This window comes from bacterium (assembly GCA_035380285.1).
Lineage (GTDB): Bacteria > Auribacterota > Erginobacteria > Erginobacterales > DAOSXE01 > DAOSXE01.
Map to the genome: position 1 here is coordinate 22468 of DAOSXE010000017.1, position 18515 is coordinate 40982.

At 66.1% G+C, this 18515-nt stretch carries 13 protein-coding genes; 2 read left to right on the forward strand and 11 right to left on the reverse strand.

Annotated elements, in window-relative coordinates; genetic code table 11:
* Window positions 1–44: 44 nt before the first annotated feature.
* The 3 genes from recD to recC are packed head-to-tail and all read right to left on the reverse strand — an operon-like array spanning window position 45 to window position 8991.
* Window positions 45–1979 carry an exodeoxyribonuclease V subunit alpha gene (recD, locus tag PLZ73_07850; protein HOO77785.1) on the reverse strand — a complete coding sequence of 645 codons (1935 nt, stop codon included), beginning with the start codon at window positions 1977–1979 and terminating at the stop codon, window positions 45–47.
* Entirely contained in the window at window positions 1976–5608 is a 3633-nt protein-coding gene (locus PLZ73_07855) for a UvrD-helicase domain-containing protein (GenBank protein ID HOO77786.1), read from the reverse strand. Before PLZ73_07855 ends, recD begins: the two co-directional genes overlap by 4 nt.
* Complete coding sequence (recC, locus tag PLZ73_07860) at window positions 5593–8991, reverse strand: exodeoxyribonuclease V subunit gamma (protein ID HOO77787.1); 3399 nt, start codon at window positions 8989–8991, stop codon at window positions 5593–5595. Before recC ends, PLZ73_07855 begins: the two co-directional genes overlap by 16 nt.
* Window positions 8992–9250: 259 nt before the next feature.
* On the opposite strand from recC, the gene PLZ73_07865 reads away from it, so the two are divergent.
* On the forward strand, window positions 9251–9535 hold the full coding sequence (locus PLZ73_07865) for an RNA-binding protein (GenBank protein HOO77788.1): 285 nt from the start codon (window positions 9251–9253) through the stop codon (window positions 9533–9535).
* A 63-nt stretch (window positions 9536–9598) separates the two neighbouring features.
* Here the strand turns inward: PLZ73_07865 and PLZ73_07870 are convergent, their stop codons facing one another.
* From PLZ73_07870 to mazG, 4 genes are all read right to left on the reverse strand, one after another.
* Window positions 9599–9880 (reverse strand): glutaredoxin family protein, encoded by a 282-nt coding sequence (locus PLZ73_07870; protein HOO77789.1) that lies wholly within the window; start codon window positions 9878–9880, stop codon window positions 9599–9601.
* Window positions 9877–10443 carry a thiol peroxidase gene (gene tpx / locus PLZ73_07875; GenBank protein HOO77790.1) on the reverse strand — a complete coding sequence of 189 codons (567 nt, stop codon included), beginning with the start codon at window positions 10441–10443 and terminating at the stop codon, window positions 9877–9879. The genes PLZ73_07870 and tpx overlap by 4 nt, the downstream gene beginning before the upstream one ends.
* A gap of 104 nt (window positions 10444–10547) precedes the next feature.
* A complete protein-coding gene (locus PLZ73_07880; protein HOO77791.1) occupies window positions 10548–11360 on the reverse strand; it encodes a hypothetical protein in 813 nt (270 codons plus the stop codon).
* Window positions 11361–11362: 2 nt separating this feature from the next.
* Window positions 11363–12148 (reverse strand): nucleoside triphosphate pyrophosphohydrolase, encoded by a 786-nt coding sequence (mazG, locus tag PLZ73_07885; protein ID HOO77792.1) that lies wholly within the window; start codon window positions 12146–12148, stop codon window positions 11363–11365.
* An 86-nt stretch (window positions 12149–12234) separates the two neighbouring features.
* Here mazG and PLZ73_07890 point away from each other — a divergent pair, with 86 nt between their 5' ends.
* The gene (locus PLZ73_07890; GenBank protein HOO77793.1) at window positions 12235–14661 is read left to right on the forward strand and encodes an MBL fold metallo-hydrolase; all 2427 of its coding nucleotides are present in this window, start codon (window positions 12235–12237) and stop codon (window positions 14659–14661) included.
* A gap of 30 nt (window positions 14662–14691) precedes the next feature.
* Here the strand turns inward: PLZ73_07890 and PLZ73_07895 are convergent, their stop codons facing one another.
* From PLZ73_07895 to ispH, 4 genes are all read right to left on the reverse strand, one after another.
* Complete coding sequence (locus PLZ73_07895; GenBank protein HOO77794.1) at window positions 14692–15093, reverse strand: hypothetical protein; 402 nt, start codon at window positions 15091–15093, stop codon at window positions 14692–14694.
* 510 nt (window positions 15094–15603) lie between these two features.
* Entirely contained in the window at window positions 15604–16290 is a 687-nt protein-coding gene (locus tag PLZ73_07900; protein HOO77795.1) for a queuosine precursor transporter, read from the reverse strand.
* Window positions 16290–16733: an MGMT family protein gene (locus PLZ73_07905; GenBank protein ID HOO77796.1), complete on the reverse strand. Its 444-nt coding sequence runs from the start codon at window positions 16731–16733 to the stop codon at window positions 16290–16292. Before PLZ73_07905 ends, PLZ73_07900 begins: the two co-directional genes overlap by 1 nt.
* A complete protein-coding gene (ispH, locus tag PLZ73_07910; GenBank protein HOO77797.1) occupies window positions 16724–18457 on the reverse strand; it encodes a 4-hydroxy-3-methylbut-2-enyl diphosphate reductase in 1734 nt (577 codons plus the stop codon). Before ispH ends, PLZ73_07905 begins: the two co-directional genes overlap by 10 nt.
* Window positions 18458–18515 lie beyond the last annotated feature (58 nt).

An 18515-nucleotide genomic window follows, 5' to 3' on the forward strand; every position in this document is an offset into this window, starting at 1 on the left:
CGGCCGCCGGCGCAGGCTGAGGATACCCGGTCCCCGCCGTAATCTCAACGTTTCTCGTTTCCCGCCGCTTTCGGGGACGCCGGCGCGGCCAGGGCCGCCGCCAAACCCGAATGCCGCCCCACCCGGCGAAGAACCGCCTCCCGGAACCCCGTTTCCGAACATCTGACTTCGACCCTTGTGCGGGCGCGCGTAATTCCCGTGTAGATCAGTTCCCGGGTCAACTCGGGGCCTTCCCCCGGAGGGAGGACGAGGAGGACCCCGTCGAACTCCGAACCCTGTGCCTTGTGCACGGTCAGGGCGAACGCGGTCTCCAGCTCCGGCAGGAGCGCGGGAGGAAAACGGCGGGGGACGGGAGGGGCGGCGGACGCCGCGGGAGGGAAAAATGCCGCTAAAACGCCCTCGTCGTCGAGGATCACGCCCACGTCGCCGTTGAAGAGTCCGAGCGAATAGTCGTTGCGGGTTATGATCACGGGACGGTGATCGTACCAACCCGGCCCCGGATGCAGACGATGCTTCCCGACGTCCGGCGAGGACAGGACCGCCTCCGCCGTCCGATTTATCCGCTCCACTCCGTAGGTTCCCGAACGGAACGGACAGAGCACGCGGAACCGTTCCAGGGCCAGAAGCGCCTCTGCGGGGCCGCCGGCGTTCAGGAACGGCCCGTATCCCTCGCGGATCGCCTGCTCGAGTTCCTCGACCGGCAACCCCCGGGAGGCGGCGGGGGAAACGCCGATGGGCTTCCAGATAACCTCGCTCGCGTCAGCCACCGGCCCGGGCTCCCGGGCCGGGTGCCGCAGCCTCTTCCAGGCCTCTCCGGCCGTCGCCTCGTCCTCGACCCGGTTGACCAGGCGGCTGAGGGCCCCGATCGCGCCGCGGGGGTGAAAACGATGGCTGTAGGTCAATTCGACCAGGCATTCCGATAATCCGCCGGCGGCGGGGCCCATAGCCGTAACCTCCGGCTTCAGACCGGTGTCCCGGCGGTAGTCTTCGAGCAGCGCCGGAGAAAAGGCCCCCATTCCGCCGGCGGCGCAGATATCGCCGAGGACGAACCCGGGCTCCACCGAGGCCAACTGGTTCATATCCCCCAGCAGGATCAGACGGGTCTCCCCGTCCAACGCCTCCAGCAGTCTCGCCATCTGCGGCAACGCGATCATGCTGGCTTCGTCCACGATCACCAGGTCGGCTACGAGGGGATTCCGCGGCCCGTGCCGGAATTCCCGGGTCCCGCTCCGTACTCCCAGCAGGCGGTGTATGGTCGAAGCGTTCCGGGGAAGCAGTTTCCGTATCCGTTCGGGAATGGCGGCGGCGGCGACCGTTCCGCTCATGCTCTCGGTCACCCGGGCGGCCGCTTTGCCGGTGGGAGCGGCCAAAGCTATCCGGAAACCGGTCTCTTCCCCGATCTCGGCCAAAAACGCCGCGATCCGCGCGGCGGTATAGGTCTTCCCGGTTCCGGGGCCGCCGCTGATTATGAGAAGGCGGTTGCGCCAGGCGGCGTAGGCGGCCAGGCGCTGTCGGTCCCCCCCCCGTTCGGGGGGCGCGGGAAAATACCGGAGCAGCCGCGCGCCCAGATCGGGTGGAGGGGTCCGATCCCGGCGCGGACGGCTCAACTCCTTGAGGGCCGCCGCCGCCGATGACTCGAAATCCCAGTAACGCTGCAGATAGAGGAGACCGTCGGGGCCGCGGACTATCGGACGGCGCGATTCCGGAGGCCCGATGACGGCGCTCACGCCGGGTGAAGCGAAAAAACGTTCCCACCGTTCGTCGGGGGAGAGCGTCGGAACGGCGTCCGCGCTAAAAAGTCGCCCTTCGATCTTCGCCGGATCGAGACAGCTGTGACCGTTCCCCACCGCCCGGCTCAGCATCCCGGCGACCAACCGCAGGCGCGGGTCGGCGGTGCCCGCCAGACGGCAGATGAAGTCGGCGAAGCGCTCGTCCAGTTCGCGGAAAACTTCGGCGGAAGCCCGTCGGCGGCTCTTCATGCTCCTCCCCCTTCAAGCAGCAGATCGGAGAGTTCGCCGATCAGACCGGCGGCGGGCCGGTCGGCGTAAATCCCCCGTCCGGGGGTTCCGTCGACGCCGCGCAGGAACACGTAGAAAATTCCGCCGAACCCGGTTTCGTATTCGTACCCCGGTACGGTGTCGAGCAGATGGGCGTTGAGGGCCACCGTGTACAGCAGGTACTGAACGGCGTACCCGCGCTCCGCCATCTCCCGGCGGAGCCCCTCGGGGGCGAAACCCACGGGTTGACCGTTCAGCCGGTTCGATTTCCAGTCGACGAGGTAGAACTTCCCCCCGCGCCGGAATATCAGATCGATATAGCCGGTCATGAATCCGCGCGGGATGAGCCGGTTCCACCCCTCCAGCGCTTCCGTGAAAATCCTTTTCCGGGGGTCTTCCCCCCAATAAGTCCCGAGGATATTTCTCCATTCCGAGGTGAAAATCCGTTTGCGGGAGGCCAGGGGGAAATCGAACTCCATTTCGCTGACGCGGTCGCGGCGCGGGATCCGCTCCAGGACGATTTCGCCGTGCGCGTCCAGCGGGGTGGTCAAAACCGAACGGATCATTCCCGCCACCGACCGGCACCGGGTCTCCCGCTCCGCCTCCGTACCGGAGAGACGGTAGCGGTCGAGACCGTTCGAGACCGCCGCCAGCAGGGCTTCGTCCCCCACCGCGAAATCGACGGTCTCCAGGATCGAGTGCCAGCATTCCCCGGTTCGGGCCCCGGCGGGAAAGTCGAAGATCGTCTTCTCCCCCTCCTCCTCGCCGCCGGCCTCCCGAGCCTCCCCGCCCGCATCGTAATCCCGGGAATCGGCGGAGGCCCCCGGAAACGACGGCGCCGCCGGATGGAGATCGGAAAAACTCGAGTGCCCCCAGGCAGCGTCGAACCGGGGGCGGAGAAGAGGGTTTCCGCGGTCCGCGGTCAGAAGGGGACCACCGTCCGCCTCACCGCCGGCGCGGACTGCGACGGGAGGAAGGTCCGTCTCCCCCCCCCTTTTTTCTTCCACGTGGATCGGCGAATCCGCGGCCGACCACGCCTCCCGCGGATCGGTCCCCAGGATGTGGCCCAGCGGACCGGAATCCTCGCGGATGTCCCCCCAGGCGAGGTACGTCCGGTTGATGCCGCGGGTCAGGGCCACGTACAGCAGACGGACGCTCTCCTCCCTGAGCTCCGCGGCGGCCGCTTCCTTTCCGGGGCCGTCCCGGTCGAAATCGAGGACCGCCGACGGATCCGACCCGGCGGCGGGGGGGCGGTGGTATTCCCGGACCGGGCTCCGGTCCGCGCGCGCGGGGCGCCAGAGCGTCGGAACGAAAACCACGGGGAACTGCAGCCCCTTGCTTTTAAAGACGGTCATGATCTTGACCGCTCTGGAGTCGCTCTCCAGGCGGATTTCGATGTCGTCCTCCCAGGGCGCCGGGAAGGCCCGGCGGGATTCCAGCCAGCGGACGAGTCCTTCCGGACCCAGCCCCGACTCCGCGCAGGCCGCCTGCCCCAGTTCGGCCAGATGGAGAAGGTTCGTCAGCGCCCGTTCCCCGCGGCGCCTTCCCAGAAGATGTGCGCGCATTCCCGTCTCCCGCGCGAAGAAGTTGAACCCCGCTATGAACGAACTCGAGCGCCAACGCTTCCGGGCTTCTTCGAGGAGCTCCTTGATCCCGGCCAGGGAGACGGGCCGGCCGGTGACGGGACTCCGGACATCGGTACCGGCGAGCAGCGCCGACACCTGGGCCGCACCGCCGAAGAAGATATCGGCCGCCGGCAACGAACGCAGCGACCGGATGTCCCCGGGATCGGCCAACCCTTTGAGGAGAAGATGAAAATCCACGGCTTCGGGGGAATCGAAGACGGAACCGGTGTTCTGCTGGACGGTGGGGATTCCGCGGCGGAGAAAGGCGTCGGCGATCAGGTCGGCTTCCCGGTGGGTCCGGACCAGAACCGCCATGTCCGACGGAGCCAGAGGGCGGCCGCCGAGGGCGACCGCCGGATCGGCGAGCAGGCGCGCGGCCTCGGACGCCACGTCGGCATAAAGCCGCCGGGCCCGGGCCGAACTTTCCCCCGGCGCCTTTCCCCGCCCGGAATCGGCCCAGTCCGGGTAGTACCAGATCCGAAACGGACGTTCGTCCGGTTTTCCGCCGATTTCCAGAAACGGAGCCTCCCGCCGGGGCGCGGCCTTTACTTCGCCCGCGAAGGGGAGTTCGGGGTTGATGAAGGCGCGGCGGCGGGAGGAGTCGCGGAAGAGCAGGTTGACGGCGTCGACCAGAGCCGGTTCGGAGCGGTGGTTGACGTCGAGGCGGTAACGCCGGTTTTCGGGGACGGAGCGGGCGGCGGCGTAGTACGTGTGAATATCCCCGTTGCGGAAAGAGTAGATGGCCTGCTTGGGATCTCCCACCAGAAATACGGGCCGTTCGCCGCCGAAGAAAATCCTGCGGAAAATCCGGTATTGCACCGGATCGGTGTCCTGGAACTCGTCGATGAGCGCGGCTTGAAAACCGCCGCGCAGCGCCGAGACCAGAGCGGAACCCGAAACCGGGTTTTCCAGGGCCCGGAGAAACCGCAGCAGGAGCTCGTCGTAGGTGATCCGATCGTCCCGGCGCGAGTGGAAACGCTCGGCCACCTCCTCTACCGCCGCCGCCGGGGCGCTTAAGCGCGCCGCGGCCAAAGCTTCGACGAACGTGCGGCAGCGGTCGAAAAAAGGATGAGGGGGAAGTCCCGGCGACCCCAGGTTCAGCCGGGTTTCGAGGTGGGTCCGCGTCATTTTTTCCAGAAGCCGGTCATCCCCCGGAGCGACCGGAAACGGATTTCCCCCGGCCAGACCTTCGATGAAACCGAAAACGGCTTCCGAAACCGCGCTTTTCCTGACCTTCCCCTCCCGCAGGGCGGCGCGCACCTCCGGTTCCGACCAAGCCGCCAGCATGGCCTCGTATTCGGCTGCCGGGAAAACCGCCGGCCCCGGCGTCGGCAGCAGCCGGGCGTACGGCTTGGAGATTCGTTTCAGGGCGGCGGCGACCAGCCCCTCCAGGGCCATCGCCCCCAAAACGGCACGTTCCCGGTCGGTCGCGTCGAGGACATGGGCGCGCCACCAGTCGCGGCAGAGGTCCTCCACCGTCCCCCGGGGATCGCCGCTGAGCTCGATCCGGAACTCCTGCCCGCTTTCGAAGGCGTACTCCTGAAGGATCCGGTTGCAGAAACCGTGGATGGTGGAAATAGCGGCGGCATCGTAGTTCAGCAGCGCCGAGCGCAACCGGCGCCCCCGGCGGGAGCGTTCTTCCTCATCGGAGCCGGAAACGCCGGCGGCGGGGAGGCCGAGGATCCTCTCGATCCGCTCCCGGTCGGGGTCCCCGGGGTCGAGATTCCCTTCCAGAAAAATTCTCCCCTTTTCCAGGATGCCCCGAAGGCGGTCCCTGAGTTCCCGGGTGGCGGCTTCGGTGAACGTGACCACCAGGATACGGTCCACGGCGAGGCCTTCCACCGCCGCCAGCCGCAGGTAGAGGCTTTGGATGCTGTAGGTCTTCCCGGTACCGGCGCTGGCTTCGATCAAGTTCACGCCGCCCAGGGGGAAATCCGGGCGGTAGATGACGTCGCGCAGGGGTTTGCCGGTCACGTTGTCGGCCACGACCGCACTCCTTGGAGTTTTTCGAGCAGGGGGGCGAACACCGCCCTCGCCACTTCCGGGAAACGGGGATGAGAAACGGGGCCCGCTTCCCCCAGCGCCCGGCGCTGATAGGCGTCGTCGCCGTCGCCGGGGAGTCCCCGGTGACCTTCCCATGCCTGTTCGGCCGCGGCCAGGGCCTCTCCCTCCGGTCCGTGGGCCTTGCGGATATAGGCCCAGGCGGTTTCGGGGGCGAAGGGAAGCGGTTTTTCCAACCCCTGAAGCATCATCTCCAGCAAGCTTTGCAATCGGGCGCGGGCTTCGGCGGCGGCGAGACCTTCGATCAGGGCGCATTCCTCCAGTGAGACCAGCAGCATCGGGGTACGTTCCCGGCAGGCGCAGACGGCAAGGTGAGCCACCCAGCCCCGGATCAGGTCCAGAGCGCGCAGCTTTCCCCCCGGGCGCCATTCCAGGGACCACCCCGGACCGGACCCGGACCGGTAGAGACGACGGCGCCCTTCGATCCTGATTCCTTCGATATCGACCTCCACCGGCAGGATCTCCCCGCCGGAGCGCAGATGGTCCTCCAGCTCTCCGGCAAGGCCGAAAACGCTCAGATCGCGCCGCATGAACAGCTCCACTTCCTTCACCAGCAACCGGGCCTGCTCCTCCCCCGCCCGCAACGGAGCTACCAGGCCTCGGGCCCTAAGGCTCCGGGTCAACCGGTCCCGGGCGCCTTCCAACCAGGCGTCGGCGATCTCCCGGCGAGCGGCGTGCCGGGAAAGCGGATCCATTTCCAACAGTTCGTCGTCCGGGAAAAAGCGCCGGGGCGGGGAAAATTCGGTTTTAAGCGCTTCCCGGTACAGAAACCGCGCGGGATTGCTCCAGAACCTCTCCAGATCGTCCAGGCGCCATTCCCGAACCGAATCCGCGAGCGGAAGAGGGCTTCCGGCGAAAAACCGCGGAACCGCGGAAAACTCCGCCTTCCCGGCCTCCGCCAGCGCCCGCGCTCCCGCCAGATTCTCCCGGGAATAGGAGAACAGTCCGCTCTTTTCCCGGAAGTAGTCCGGGGAAAACGGCTGCAGGCGGTGCAGGGTTTCGCAGTAGAGCAGTTCCTGGCCGTCGGCGGACGCATGGGCGGGAGGAAGTTCGAAACCTTCCTTCAAATAGCTCCTCAGTTCGCTGAGGACGGTCGAGGGAGGGATCGCTTCGTTGTCGTTGCGGGACCGGCCCGTATAGCAAACGGCGAACGCCTCCCGGGCGCAGAGGAGCGCTTCCAGAAAAGCCTGGCGATCCTGGCCCGGAGGGGAGCGATCGCCCCGGGCCGGATTTGTTTTCAGAAGGTCGAACCCGGCACGCCGGTGGGACCGGGGAAATTCGCCGTCGTTCATTCCCAGCAGGCAGACCAGCCTCCGGGGAACGGGCCGCCCGGCCCTGAGAGCGCTCACGACCACGGCGTTGCGGGTCAGCGCGTCCGGTGGATTTTCCCGGCGCTCCAGCCTCCGAACGAGAAATTCGGCCACGGGCTCGATCGGGATTTCCCCGGAGACGCCGGGGAGCTCGCCCATGCTCGCGACCGCGTTCAGCGCTCCCTCGATCGCCGCCGCCTCCCGGTAGTCCTCCTCGGAACCGGCGGCGCAGAAGCGGTCCCAGATCTCCCGCAGACGTTCGCTCCATCCCCGAAGCGTCTCCCGGCCGGATAAGACGCGGCACAGGTCCAGCAGCGCCTCCAGCAGGCTCTCCAGTTTCCCCACCGCCTCCGCGTCCTCGCCTTCCACCGCCGGGAAAGGCGCGAGGACCCTTTCCCCTCCGTCCAGCTCCAGTTCGCCCCGGCGCATGGCGTAACCGAGAAGCATCCTGTCCACCCCTTCCCGCCACGAATTTTCCCGGTAGGCGATCCCCACCTCCTTTTCCCGCTGACCTTCGTCGAAACCCCAGCGGACCCCGCATTCGGGCGCCCATTCCCGGAGAAGATCGGCCTCCGCCCGGCCGATGCCGAAAGCTTCCCGGAGCGGTCGGTATTCCAGGAGTTCCACGACCGAGGAGAGTTCGAACCTTCCTTTCGGGATTTCCAGGAGCCTCATCAACAACGAGGAGAGCACGCCGGCCCCGGCGCGGGTCCGTTCGGCCACGACGAAGGGAATGTTTTCGTCGTCGGCCTCGGAGAAGCCCGGGAATATCGATTCCACCAGGGGCATATAGACTTCGATGTCTCCGACCAGCACCTGGACCTGGCGGGGCTGCAGTGTCCGGTCCCGGGCGAAAGCGTCGAGGATAACGTCCTTGACCGTCTCCACTTCGCGCCGGGGCGAATGGCAGATATGGATCGCCAGGGAGCCGTCGCCGCGCTCGACCGGCAGCCGGGCGCGGCTTTCGGCGTCCCCCGAGCCCGGGATCCAGCGGCGCCGGGCGATATCTTCCTGAATCGCCCCCAACACCCCGGGGGAAGAGGTCTCGGCGCTCAACTCTTCCACCTGGCCGCCGGTGCGGTCGAGAACGTCGCCGAGGAAGTCCCGGCTGACCTTTCCCAGGGAACTGAGCAGCGGGTTTCCCGTTTCCAGGTATTCGTCCCCCAGCGGCCCCCCGCTCGCTGCCCGTCGCTCCCTCCGCTTCTCTTTGCCGCGCCGGCTGACGTCGGAAAACCACTCCTCCCGGCACGGGTTGAAAAGGTAGAGGGAGACCGGGATCAGCGTGGAGACGGAAAAGAAAAAATCGAGATACACCGGGGACAGGCTTCCCGGAGTCAAGACCCGGAGTCGGGGGTAGCGTTCGGCCAGGCCCGCTGTTTTCAGCTTCTCCCCGGGGGAGAGCAGTTCCCGGGGGTAGCCCCCCGCTTCCTGCCTCTGCAGCTCCCTCCACAAGCGCCGTTGCCAGCGCTCCTCCGGAGCGTTCTTCCCGGCCTCGTCCTCATCTTCCCACCCCAGGAGCATCTCGGGGCGGTAGAGCTGGTAATCGTCGACGAGCTCGGCCAGGGTCCCGGCCAACCGGAAGACGCGCATTTCCTCCGGCGGGGAACCCAGATACTCCGCCACGGGGAGGCATTCCTCGTTTTCCAGAAAATCCCGCCGGGAAAGAACGCCCCGGATCCTCCATTGCAGGGCTTCCTTCCCCCAGGGGTGAAACCGTTCCTTCCGGGGGTCGACCCCGCCGCGGCGCATGTAGCAGAGCCAATCGTTGAAGAACAGCTCCAGAGGATAGAACTCCCAGTTCGCCAGCACCCGGCGCAGGTTGCGGCGGCGACGGTCGTAGAGAAAGTAATGTTTGAGCCAGGCCCCGACGACTCGGCTCTCCACCACCACGCACTCCCGCTGAAAAGGGTCTTCGGGAGGAGCGGCTTCGGTGGCGGCGAACAAATGTTCGGCCAGAGCCTCCATCCGATCGCCCCAAAAAACCTGCAGATTTCTCAATGCCGCCGTTTCCTTTCCCCGGCCGCTCCCGGGTTCGAGGTATTGTAACATCCCCAAGACGCGGGCGGAAGCGGGCGGAGCACCGCGGGAGAAGCAAAAAAAAACTGCAATATCCCAAAAATATTGTTTACAGCCGGGGCCCTCTCCGGCATGCTTACCCGCAAGGCTATCTGGATTAGCCCCGCGAGACGGATCTGGTGCCAAAGATGCCGGCTCGATTACTGGAGAATATGGCACATCGGAGATGTGAGGAAAGAGCATGGATATCTATGTCGGCAACCTCCCCTACGACGTCAGCGACGACGAGTTGCGTCAGATGTTCGAGAGCTATGGGGCGGTGGCCTCAGCCCGGGTGATCATGGACCGCGCCGCCGGACGGTCCAAGGGTTTCGGTTTTGTGGAAATGCCCGATCGGGCCGAAGCCGAAAAAGCCATTGAAGCCATGAACGGCTCCGAGGTCGGTGGACGCGCCCTGCGGGTCAACGAGTCGAAGCCTCGGCCCAAGAACGACAATCGCGGCGGAGGCGGCAGAGGCCGCTGGTAACCGCTAACACGCGCGAAACGACCGGGCGCCCGGACCCGCAAGGTCCGGGCGCCCGGTTTTTTTTCAGGTTGCGGCCCCGGCGCCGGGAGCGCCCGTTTCCGGGGTCTCCTCTCGCAAAAACGCTTCCAGGGCGGAGGGCTCGAACCCTTCCAGCACCCGGGAACCGCGGGAGAACACCGGCACCCGGCCCCGGCCGGTCAAGCGCTTGAGGTCCCCGTAGGCGTCCGAGTCCGCTTCCACGTCGCGGTTCCGGAACACGACGCCTCGGCGGCGCAGATACTCCTTGGCCGCCCGGCAGTGGGGGCAACCTGCCAGGGAATAGAGGATCAAGGGCTCCGCCGTCAATAGCCCACCAGCCCGCGGAGGGCGAAGAGCGCCGAGTCGTAGTCCGGCTCGTCCGCCACTTCCCCGACCACCTCGCAATACCGGGCGATGCCTTCGCGGTCGATCACGAAGACCGCCCGGGCCAGGAGCCGCAGTTCCTTGATCAGGATCCCGTAGCGGTAGCCGAACCAGGCGTCCCGGTAGTCCGACAGCGTCTGCAGGTTTTTTACCCCGTTGGCCCCGCACCAGCGTTTCTGCGCGAAAGGGAGGTCCATGGAAATGGTGTATATTTTCACTTTCGGGCCCATCTCGGCGGCGGCCCGATTGAAATGCCTGGTCTCGATGTCGCAGACGGGAGTATCCAGGGAAGGGACGGAGGTGATGACCATGGGCTCTCCTTTGATCTGATCCATGGTGACCTCGTTCAACTCGTTGTCCACCACCCTGAACCCCGGCGCGGGCATCCCCGGCTTCAGCTCCTCGCCGACCAGGGTCAGGGGGCGCCCCTTCATGGTGACGACCCCGGCGCGCTCCGGAAGTTCGAATCGGCCGCGGTCCAGATACGACTTCAGCCACCAGTCCATTGCCAGCTCCTTCCCGGGGTTTCCCCGAGGTTGTTTGAACGGCCCCGATTGAAGTATACCACGTTTTTCCCGGAAGCCGAAGCGCCCAGCGACGGAGCGCGGCATTAATCCGCCGCCCGGAGCAGACGCCGGAGGCAAGGGATACAGGCGGTCGCCAGGAGGGCGACTCCGGCGTAGCCGGCCGCCGCCGCGACGGCGACGCCGGCCAGGGGAAGAACCGCCCTCATCAGCACCGCGAAGAGCACGCAGTTGATCTCCCCGCTGATCAGAAGCGGCCCGACCACCTCCAGGGCGCAGGGAACCCCCGAGGACCGGCTGATAATGGCCAGCGTCATCAGATACACCGCGGGGAACGCGGCGAAGACCGAACCCGCCACCGGTCCGCCGATCTCGCCGAAGAGCACGGCCAGGGCCACCACCGTACCGCTCAAGGCCGCGCGCGCGGCCAGGGCGCCTTTCCGCGCCTCCATCTGCGGCCGCCCGCACCGTGAAGCGGTCGGCCCGGAAAAGATCAGGACCGCGGCCGCGAGCACGCCCGCCCACACCCCCAGTGCAACGGCCGAAGGCAGCGGGGAAACCGCGAAAACCGCCAGTTGCAGCAGCAGCCAAGCCCCCAAGCCCGTTGCCAGCCCGACGGCCGCGCCCCGGCGCGGCGCGACCAGGGCGAAAATACCCAGGAAAGCGGCGTTGACGGAGAAGGTCAGGGGAAATGCGCTCAGAGCCCGGTCGAGTTCGCCGGGTCCGCGCGCCCAACCCAGGAAAAGAAAAGTCACCGCCGAGGTCGAGGGGAGTCCTCCCGCCAGTCCGCCCAGGCGCGGATTCAGACGCTCGGCGATCAGAGTCGTGGCCAGGATCCAGAGACCGCCGACCAGGAAGCTCAGAAGAAGCTGAAGCGGGAAGAGGCGCCCGGGGTCCATGCTCACTCCCGGTCGGGCGGCGTTCTCCCCGATACTTCGTCCCAGAGCGGATCGAGACGGTCGAGACCGGCTTCGGCCAGCTCGAGGCCGCGGGCCCGGGCCAACTGCTCCATCTTCTGAAACCGCCGGACCCAGCGGTCCACCATCTCGTGCAGAGACGTCTCGGCGTCGATCGAGAAAAACCGGGCCAGGTTCACGACCGAAAAGAGCAGGTCTCCTATCTCCTCGTTCAGGCGCTTGAGATCGCCGCGGCCGATCTCTACTTCGACTTCGGCCGTCTCCTCCCGGATTTTCGCCACGACGCCGTGCGGGTCCTTCCAATCGAAGCCGATGCGCGCCGCCTTCTTCTGGACTTTCTGAGACCGGGCCAGGGCCGGCAGATGGTCCCAGGTCTCGTCGAAAAAACCCGCCGGGGCATGGCCTTTTTCCTCGGCCTTGATCCCCTCCCAATTGACGACGACCTCGTCGGCCCCGCTCACCTCGACTTCGGCGAAGACGTGAGGATGGCGGCGGATCATCTTTTCGGTTATTCCCCGGCAGATCCCCTCCCAGCCGATATCGGCCTCTTCCGCGGCCGTCCGGCAGAGCATCAGGGTGCCGAAGAGGAGGTCGCCCAGTTCCTCTTCCAGGTTCTCCCGGTCCAGGGCGTTGATGGCCGCGACCACTTCGCAGGCTTCTTCCCGCAGGCACGGCCGCAGGGTGGCCAGGGTCTGCCGCCGGTCCCAGGGACAGCCGTCGGGGCCGCGGAGACGGTCGATCAACTCCACCAGTTCATCCAGTTCCTTCATGGGGTTCTCCTTGACGCCCTACCCGCCCGGCGGTTCGTGGCGAATCGGGGCGGGAAATGCTATGCTTTGATCGGAAGCATTGTGGCATGAATCTCCCGCTAAGCAATACAATCATCCCTCTCCTGCTTCTGCTGGGAATGGGGCTCGGCGTCGGCTGCGGAGACGCCGGAAAGGAGCAGGCCGCCGCGGAAGAGGAGCGGGTGACGGCCGAGGGGATCCCCCTTCACGAATACAACCGGGTCGCTCTCCGCGCCGACGCCGAACGGGTCATCGCCGACGGAGACGCGGTCAAACTCACCTTCTACGGGGCCTCCCGGATGGTGGGGGGGGCCTGCACGCTGGTCGAGTACCGGGGACGCAGGCTTCTGGTCGACGCCGGGATTTTTTACATGAAAAGTCTCGCTTCCCTCGACCGTCAGTTTCAATTCGATCCTTCCACGCTGGATTGGGTCGTTCTCACCCACGCTCACGGGGATCACAACGGACGCCTCCCTCTCCTGTACCGCCGGGGGTATTCCGGAAAAGTTTACGCCACCCCCCCCACCCGCGATATCTCCCGGATCATGCTGGAACTGGCCGCTTCCATCGGCGTTCCCAAGTACCGGGTCGATTTCGCCAACCGCAGCGTGCACAACACCTCCTGCCCGATCGCCGAGGGGCTCGCGCCCATCGACCATCTCGACCTGAGGGAGGCTTCCGCCTGGTACGACATCATGGAATACCATACCTGCCCCCTCTGCCGGTCCCGGATGGCCGGGAAGAAGCGGGCCCTGGGCGAGGAAGTGATGACCTGGTTCGAGACCGTGGAACCGGGCGAGACCGAACAGCTGGCGGACGACGTTTCCTTCCGCCTCTTCAACGCCGGCCACATTCTCGGGAGCAGCCAGCTCGAACTTACCCTGGGCACGGGGGAGTCCGCCGTCACCATCGTCTTCAGCGGCGATTACGGGAACATCATCTCCCCGGTCCTGCGAAGGCCCGACCGTCTGCGCGACGCGGACTTCCTGGTCACGGAGTCGACCTACGGCGCGGTCCGAAAGAATTTTCAGGAACCGTATTTCCGGGATTTCGAGGAAGCCGTGGTCGAGGCCGTGTCCCGGGGAGAGCGGGTGATCATCCCCGCGTTCGTCTTGAGCAAATCGCAGAAAGTGGTCTCCCTGCTGTCGGAACTGGCGGCCCGGAACGAGATCCCTCCGGGGTGTCCGATCATCGTCAGTTCGCCGACCGTGGCCGCCCTCGACGAAGTCTACGACCGGTATCTTCAGAGCGCGCCCGAGGCCTATTTTTCCGACTATCTGCTGCGTCGGCGCGAGTGGCGGAACCCCTTCCGCAACCCCCGCCTCTTTTTCGGCTCCATCAAAAGCTACATCGAGAAAAACGGCGAGATCGGACGTCCCGCCGTCTTCGTCGTCTCCTCGGGGATGATGGACTTCGCGTCCTCCCTGCAGATGGCCAGGGATTACCTCTCCGACCCCAAGACCGATTTCTTCATCGTCGGCTGGCAGAGCGACGATTCGGTGGGCGCGGCGGCGATGAACCTCGACGAGGTGGTCATCGCCGGGGAACCGATCCCGGTGCGGGCCACGGTCCGTAAATTCGGCCAGTTCTCTTCCCACGGAGACCTGGACATGCTCTTGGAGAACATCGCCGGATACCGGGACCTCAAGGGAGTGATCGTCCACCACGGGGAAGCCGAATCGGCGGTCAACCTGGGCCGGGAGGTGGAAAAGGATTTCGGCATCCCGGTCTTCGTCCCCGCCTTCCTCGATTCCCTTTACCTGGACCGAAATTCCTTCCTCGAGGTCGTTCACGACGATTCCCCCCTGGCGGAAAGGCTCCGGCAGGTCGACCCCATCCTGGAACTGCCCGAAGCCAGCCGGCCCGGGAACCAGGCCGCGGCGGTAGGGAACCTGGCCCAGGCCGAACGGGCCTGGCTCGACGGCAACCCGGAAACGGCCCTGCGCTTCGCCCGCAACGCCACCGCCCGTTATCCCAACCTCGCCGACGCCTGGTACCTGACGGGAAGGGTAAACCTCGAACTGGGACGGGAGGAGGAAGCCGAAACCGCTTTCCGCGAAATGATCTCGATCAATCCGACCGACTATCGCCCCTACCTGGGCCTGGCCGAAATGCTCGTCGGCAAAGGGGACCTGGACGGCGCGGTCGTGGAGCTGCGCAGCTGCCTTTACCAGAACCCGAACGACGTCCGGGCCCTATCCCTGCTCGGAGACATCTATTCGTCATCCGGCCACGAACGGACCGGCCTGGAACTGCTGCGCGCCGCCAACAGCATCGATCCCTACGACGAAGAAGTCGGCGCGCGCCTCAAGAAAAGCGCCGCGGCGATGACGGGCGAAGACGTCTGCTACGTGGCTTCGGAAAACAGCGAGTATTTCCATTACCCCTGGTGCGAATCCGCCCGGAGAATCGATCCCGCCCGCGCGGTCCGGAGCCGGGACCGGTCCTGGTTCGTCCGGCAGGGAAGAAAACCGTGCCCGGGCTGCAACCCCTGATCCGGGGCGCGGATCTGCGGAATCCGGGGATCAGGGGCTCTTGCGCAGGCGCAGTTCGCAGAACCGTATTTTGGCCTCGATCTCGCGGGACTTGAACCCGGGAGCGCGCTGCCTGATCTCGTCGAGGAGGGCCAGGGCCGCCCGGTAATCTTCGAGAACGCCGCCTCGGCGGCCTTTGAACTCGTTGTCCCGGGCCCGGTCAAGCAGCGCCAGCGCCTCCGTCCAGGCCGCCTCGGCCTGAAACCCGCTCGGGGTCGGAACGGCGGCCGTCGCCGGCGGCGCCTTCTCGCCGCGCTGCAGGAACACCACCGTCAGGGCGATCGCCCCCGCCAGCAGCGCCAGCACCGCCGTTCCCGCCGCCGCCCGGCGCAGGGCGTGTTTTTTCAGGGCCCATCCCACCCAAAAATGCGTTTTCGGTCTTTTGAAACCCATCTCCCCTTCCCCGGTTGCGGGCCCGGCGGCGGCGCCAACCTTTGATGAATAATAATATCAGCAGATAAGAGCCGCTGCCAGCTCCGAGGGCGAGAACGCACCCGCCCAGGTACAGGGGGGAGACGATGTCTCCGGCCAGGCCCCCGAATTCCGCCCAGGATCCGGGCATGCGGAAGGAGACCGGCTCGATCCCCAGCAACCAGGCCCCGAAAAGGTAGTCGGCCCCGTAGATGAAGACCCCGTTGAAGGGGTTGACCATCAGCGTTCCCAGGTAGGTTGCTGCCAGGTTGGCCCTGAGGAAGGGAGCGGCCAGCAGCGCCGCGACCATGCCCAACCCGAAGGAAGGAACGATCGAGAGCGCCAGCCCCAGAGCGAACCCCAGGGCGATCCCGGAAGGGCTCCCGTTTCCGGTCAGTATCCAGAGCAGGGCCCGGCGGAAAAGCCCCTTCCCCCCCGAGCCGCCCGTCTCCCAGGGGGAACGGGCTTCGCGGAGTTTTTCCCGAAGCCGCTTCATCGCTCCTGGGGGAGACGCCGTCCCAGCCTTCTCCCCCAGTATATGAACGGGGTATCGGCGGCCGCCACGATCAGTTTGAAGACGTAGGTGGTGACGAAGATCTCCAGCAGAACGGGCCCCGGAAAGACCCGGTAGAAGGCGATCAGACAGAAGACCGCGGAATCGATAAGCTGACTGACCATGGTGGAAGCGTTGTTGCGGATCCAGAGGTGCCGCCCGGAGGTTTTTTTCTTCCAGTAATGGAAGGCCCAGACGTCGTGAAGCTGGCTGCTCAAGTACGCGCAGAGGCTGGCCAACGCTACCCGCGGGAAAAAACTGAAGATCTTCTCCAGGGCCGGCTGGGCGGTGTCCTCGGGCGCCGGAGCGAACCGCAGCGCCACCTGCATGTAGACCATCGCCAGGATCAGGGCCGCGAACCCCAGCCACACCCCCCGTTTCGCCTCTTTCTTTCCGTAAACCTCGGAGAGGATGTCGGTGGAGAAAAACAGCCCGGCGTAGAGTATGTTCCCCAGGGTGGCGGGGAGTCCGAACAAGGTGACCAGTTTCATCACCTGGATGTTGCAGACGATGATCGAGGTGACCATGACCATATAGAGTCCGTATTTCCCGAAAGCCCGGAAAAAAACAAGGACCGCCCCCAGGTCCAACAACATAAACCCCAACCAGAGCAGCTCGTTCGACATTACGGTTTTTCCCGGTTGTCCGCCTCGAACCGCAGGAGGAATATCTTCCAGGCCCGGCCCCGGCCGAACCCGCCGAGTTCGCCGTCGGCGCGGATGACCCGGTGGCAGGGGACAAGCAGGGGTACGGGGTTGGCGTGAAGCGCTCCCCCCACGGCCCGGGCCGCGCGGGGCTTTCCGGCCTTGCTCGCCACCCAGCCGTAACTTCGGGTCTGGCCGAAGGGGATGGCGGCGGCGGCGGCCCAGACCCGGCGCCGGAATTCCGAGGAACCCGCCGTATCCGCGGGCCCGGCGCCCAGAAGCCGCCGCCAATCGCGCGGGGCCCCCGGAGGGAGGAGAACGGGCTCCGCCGGAGGCCGCTCCGGGAGTTCCAGGCGCCTGACCCCGCCGTTCCCCTCCGCCACCTTCACTTCGCCGATGGGACTGGAAATGACCTTCAGGCCCACGACAGCCACCTGATGAGCAGGGACAGCGCCCCGGCCAGGATGAACTGGGTGTCGACGAAAACCTCCTGAAAGAGACCTTCGTATACGATCCGGCGGTGGTAGAGGTAGAGGTAGAGACAGGCGTAGGCTATCGCGGCCAGCATGGAGAAAGCCGGGGGCCGGAGCCAGCCTTCCGCCAGGCCGAAGCCGATCAGCGCGCCTATGGTCAGCAGCAGCGAAACCACCAGAACCTTGGTCCGGTTCCTTCCCAGGAGGAGGGGGACCGTTCCCCTCCCCAACAGCCGGTCGCCCTGGATGTCTCTGACCCCGAACAGGATGGATCTGACCAGGGAAATCCCCAGGACGAAGAGGAGGCCCACGACCGCGCTCGGAAACGGAACCGGCGCGGCCGCCAGCGTCAGCGGAAAACCTACGGTGATGGCGGCCCATCCGGAAGAGGAAGCCACTTCCCGGAACTGCGGCGAATCCTTGAGCCGGCGGAAACCCCGCTTTCGGGGCAGAACGGGAAAAAGATACAGGACCCCGGTAAGCACCACCAGGAGAGCGAGCACGGCCGGACCGGGCCCGGAAGCGAGACCGAGGCCGACCGCCACGGCCACCTCCGCGGCCGCCAACAGGCCCAGGGGGCGCCGGTTCCGACGGAAGAACTGATAACGGTAGGGAGCGTTGACCATGAGCGCCCGCTGGTCGGCGAAGAGATTGACGGTGTAGACGGCCTGGATCATGAGAAAGGAAAACGCCAGGGGAACGGGGGCGGGAGCGAGCCCCATTCCCAGCATAACCGCCAGGGTCAGGAACAAGGCCCCCGCCGCCACCAGAACGTTCCCCTTCACCAGGAGCCTCAGCCCGCGGAAAAACCAGCGCACGGGAAGGGCCCGGCGGTCCCGGGACCATTCCTTGAGCCGGTCGACCACTCCCTGAATCAGCCAGTTCGGGGTCGAAGCGCCCGCGGTTACCCCGACCGTGCGGTATCCCTCCAGTTCCGTCAGAGGCAGATCGGTCGCCGTCTCCACTTGAAACACCGGGAGCCCCCGGTTGCGCGCGATGGCGGTTAGGCGCGCGGTGTTGGCGCTGTTTTTACCCCCCACGACCACCAAGGCCCCCACCCTTTCCAGGAGACGGCCCAGTTCCCCTTGTCGTCCCCGGGTCGAAGCGCAGATGGTCTGGGCCACTTCCACCTCGGGGAACTTCTCCCGGACGGCCGCGGAGAGGCGGTCGTAGTCTTCCTGGCTTTTCGTGGTCTGGGAGACCAGGAGGACTTTCTCCAGGGGAGGGAGCCGGTCCACGTCTCCGAGGTTCTCCACCACGTATCCTTTTTCCCCGGCATACCCCTGAAGCCCCTTGACCTCGGTATGACCGGGATCGCCGAAGATGACGGTGGCGTAACCGCGGGCCGCGTATTTTTTAATGATCCCCTGGACTTTGAGAACGTCGGGGCAACTGGCGTCGCAGACCCGGGCGCCGGTCCGGACCAGGCGTTCGCGCTCGGCCGGGGAAATTCCATGGGCGCTGATGAAAACGGTTTTGCCCGGCCCCAGTTCGTCGATCTCCCGGCCGCTGCGGATCCCGTGGGATTGCAGCAGGGAAACCACCTGCGGGTTATGAATCAGAGGCCCCCAGGTCACGACGCCCGGGCCGCGGCGGCGGCTCCAGTCCACCACCATCTCCAGGGCGCGCTTCACCCCCATGCAGAACCCGGCCTCTCTGGCGACAATTATTTTCATCGATTCCGGGACGGCCCCCGGCCGGCTTTCCCCGGAGAGGCGCCGGCTCCTCCCTCCT

What these genes read in the sequence shown, in the direction of transcription:
- recD (HOO77785.1), bottom strand. Translation starts at nt 1,979, where the DNA reads ATGAAGAGCCGCCGACGGGCTTCCGCCGAAGTTTTCCGCGAACTGGAC.
- PLZ73_07895 (HOO77794.1), bottom strand. Translation starts at nt 15,093, where the DNA reads ATGGGTTTCAAAAGACCGAAAACGCATTTTTGGGTGGGATGGGCCCTG.
- tpx (HOO77790.1), bottom strand. Translation starts at nt 10,443, where the DNA reads ATGGACTGGTGGCTGAAGTCGTATCTGGACCGCGGCCGATTCGAACTT.
- PLZ73_07900 (HOO77795.1), bottom strand. Translation starts at nt 16,290, where the DNA reads ATGTCGAACGAGCTGCTCTGGTTGGGGTTTATGTTGTTGGACCTGGGG.
- ispH (HOO77797.1), bottom strand. Translation starts at nt 18,457, where the DNA reads ATGAAAATAATTGTCGCCAGAGAGGCCGGGTTCTGCATGGGGGTGAAG.
- PLZ73_07880 (HOO77791.1), bottom strand. Translation starts at nt 11,360, where the DNA reads ATGGACCCCGGGCGCCTCTTCCCGCTTCAGCTTCTTCTGAGCTTCCTG.
- PLZ73_07890 (HOO77793.1), top strand. Translation starts at nt 12,235, where the DNA reads ATGAATCTCCCGCTAAGCAATACAATCATCCCTCTCCTGCTTCTGCTG.
- mazG (HOO77792.1), bottom strand. Translation starts at nt 12,148, where the DNA reads ATGAAGGAACTGGATGAACTGGTGGAGTTGATCGACCGTCTCCGCGGC.
- PLZ73_07865 (HOO77788.1), top strand. Translation starts at nt 9,251, where the DNA reads ATGGATATCTATGTCGGCAACCTCCCCTACGACGTCAGCGACGACGAG.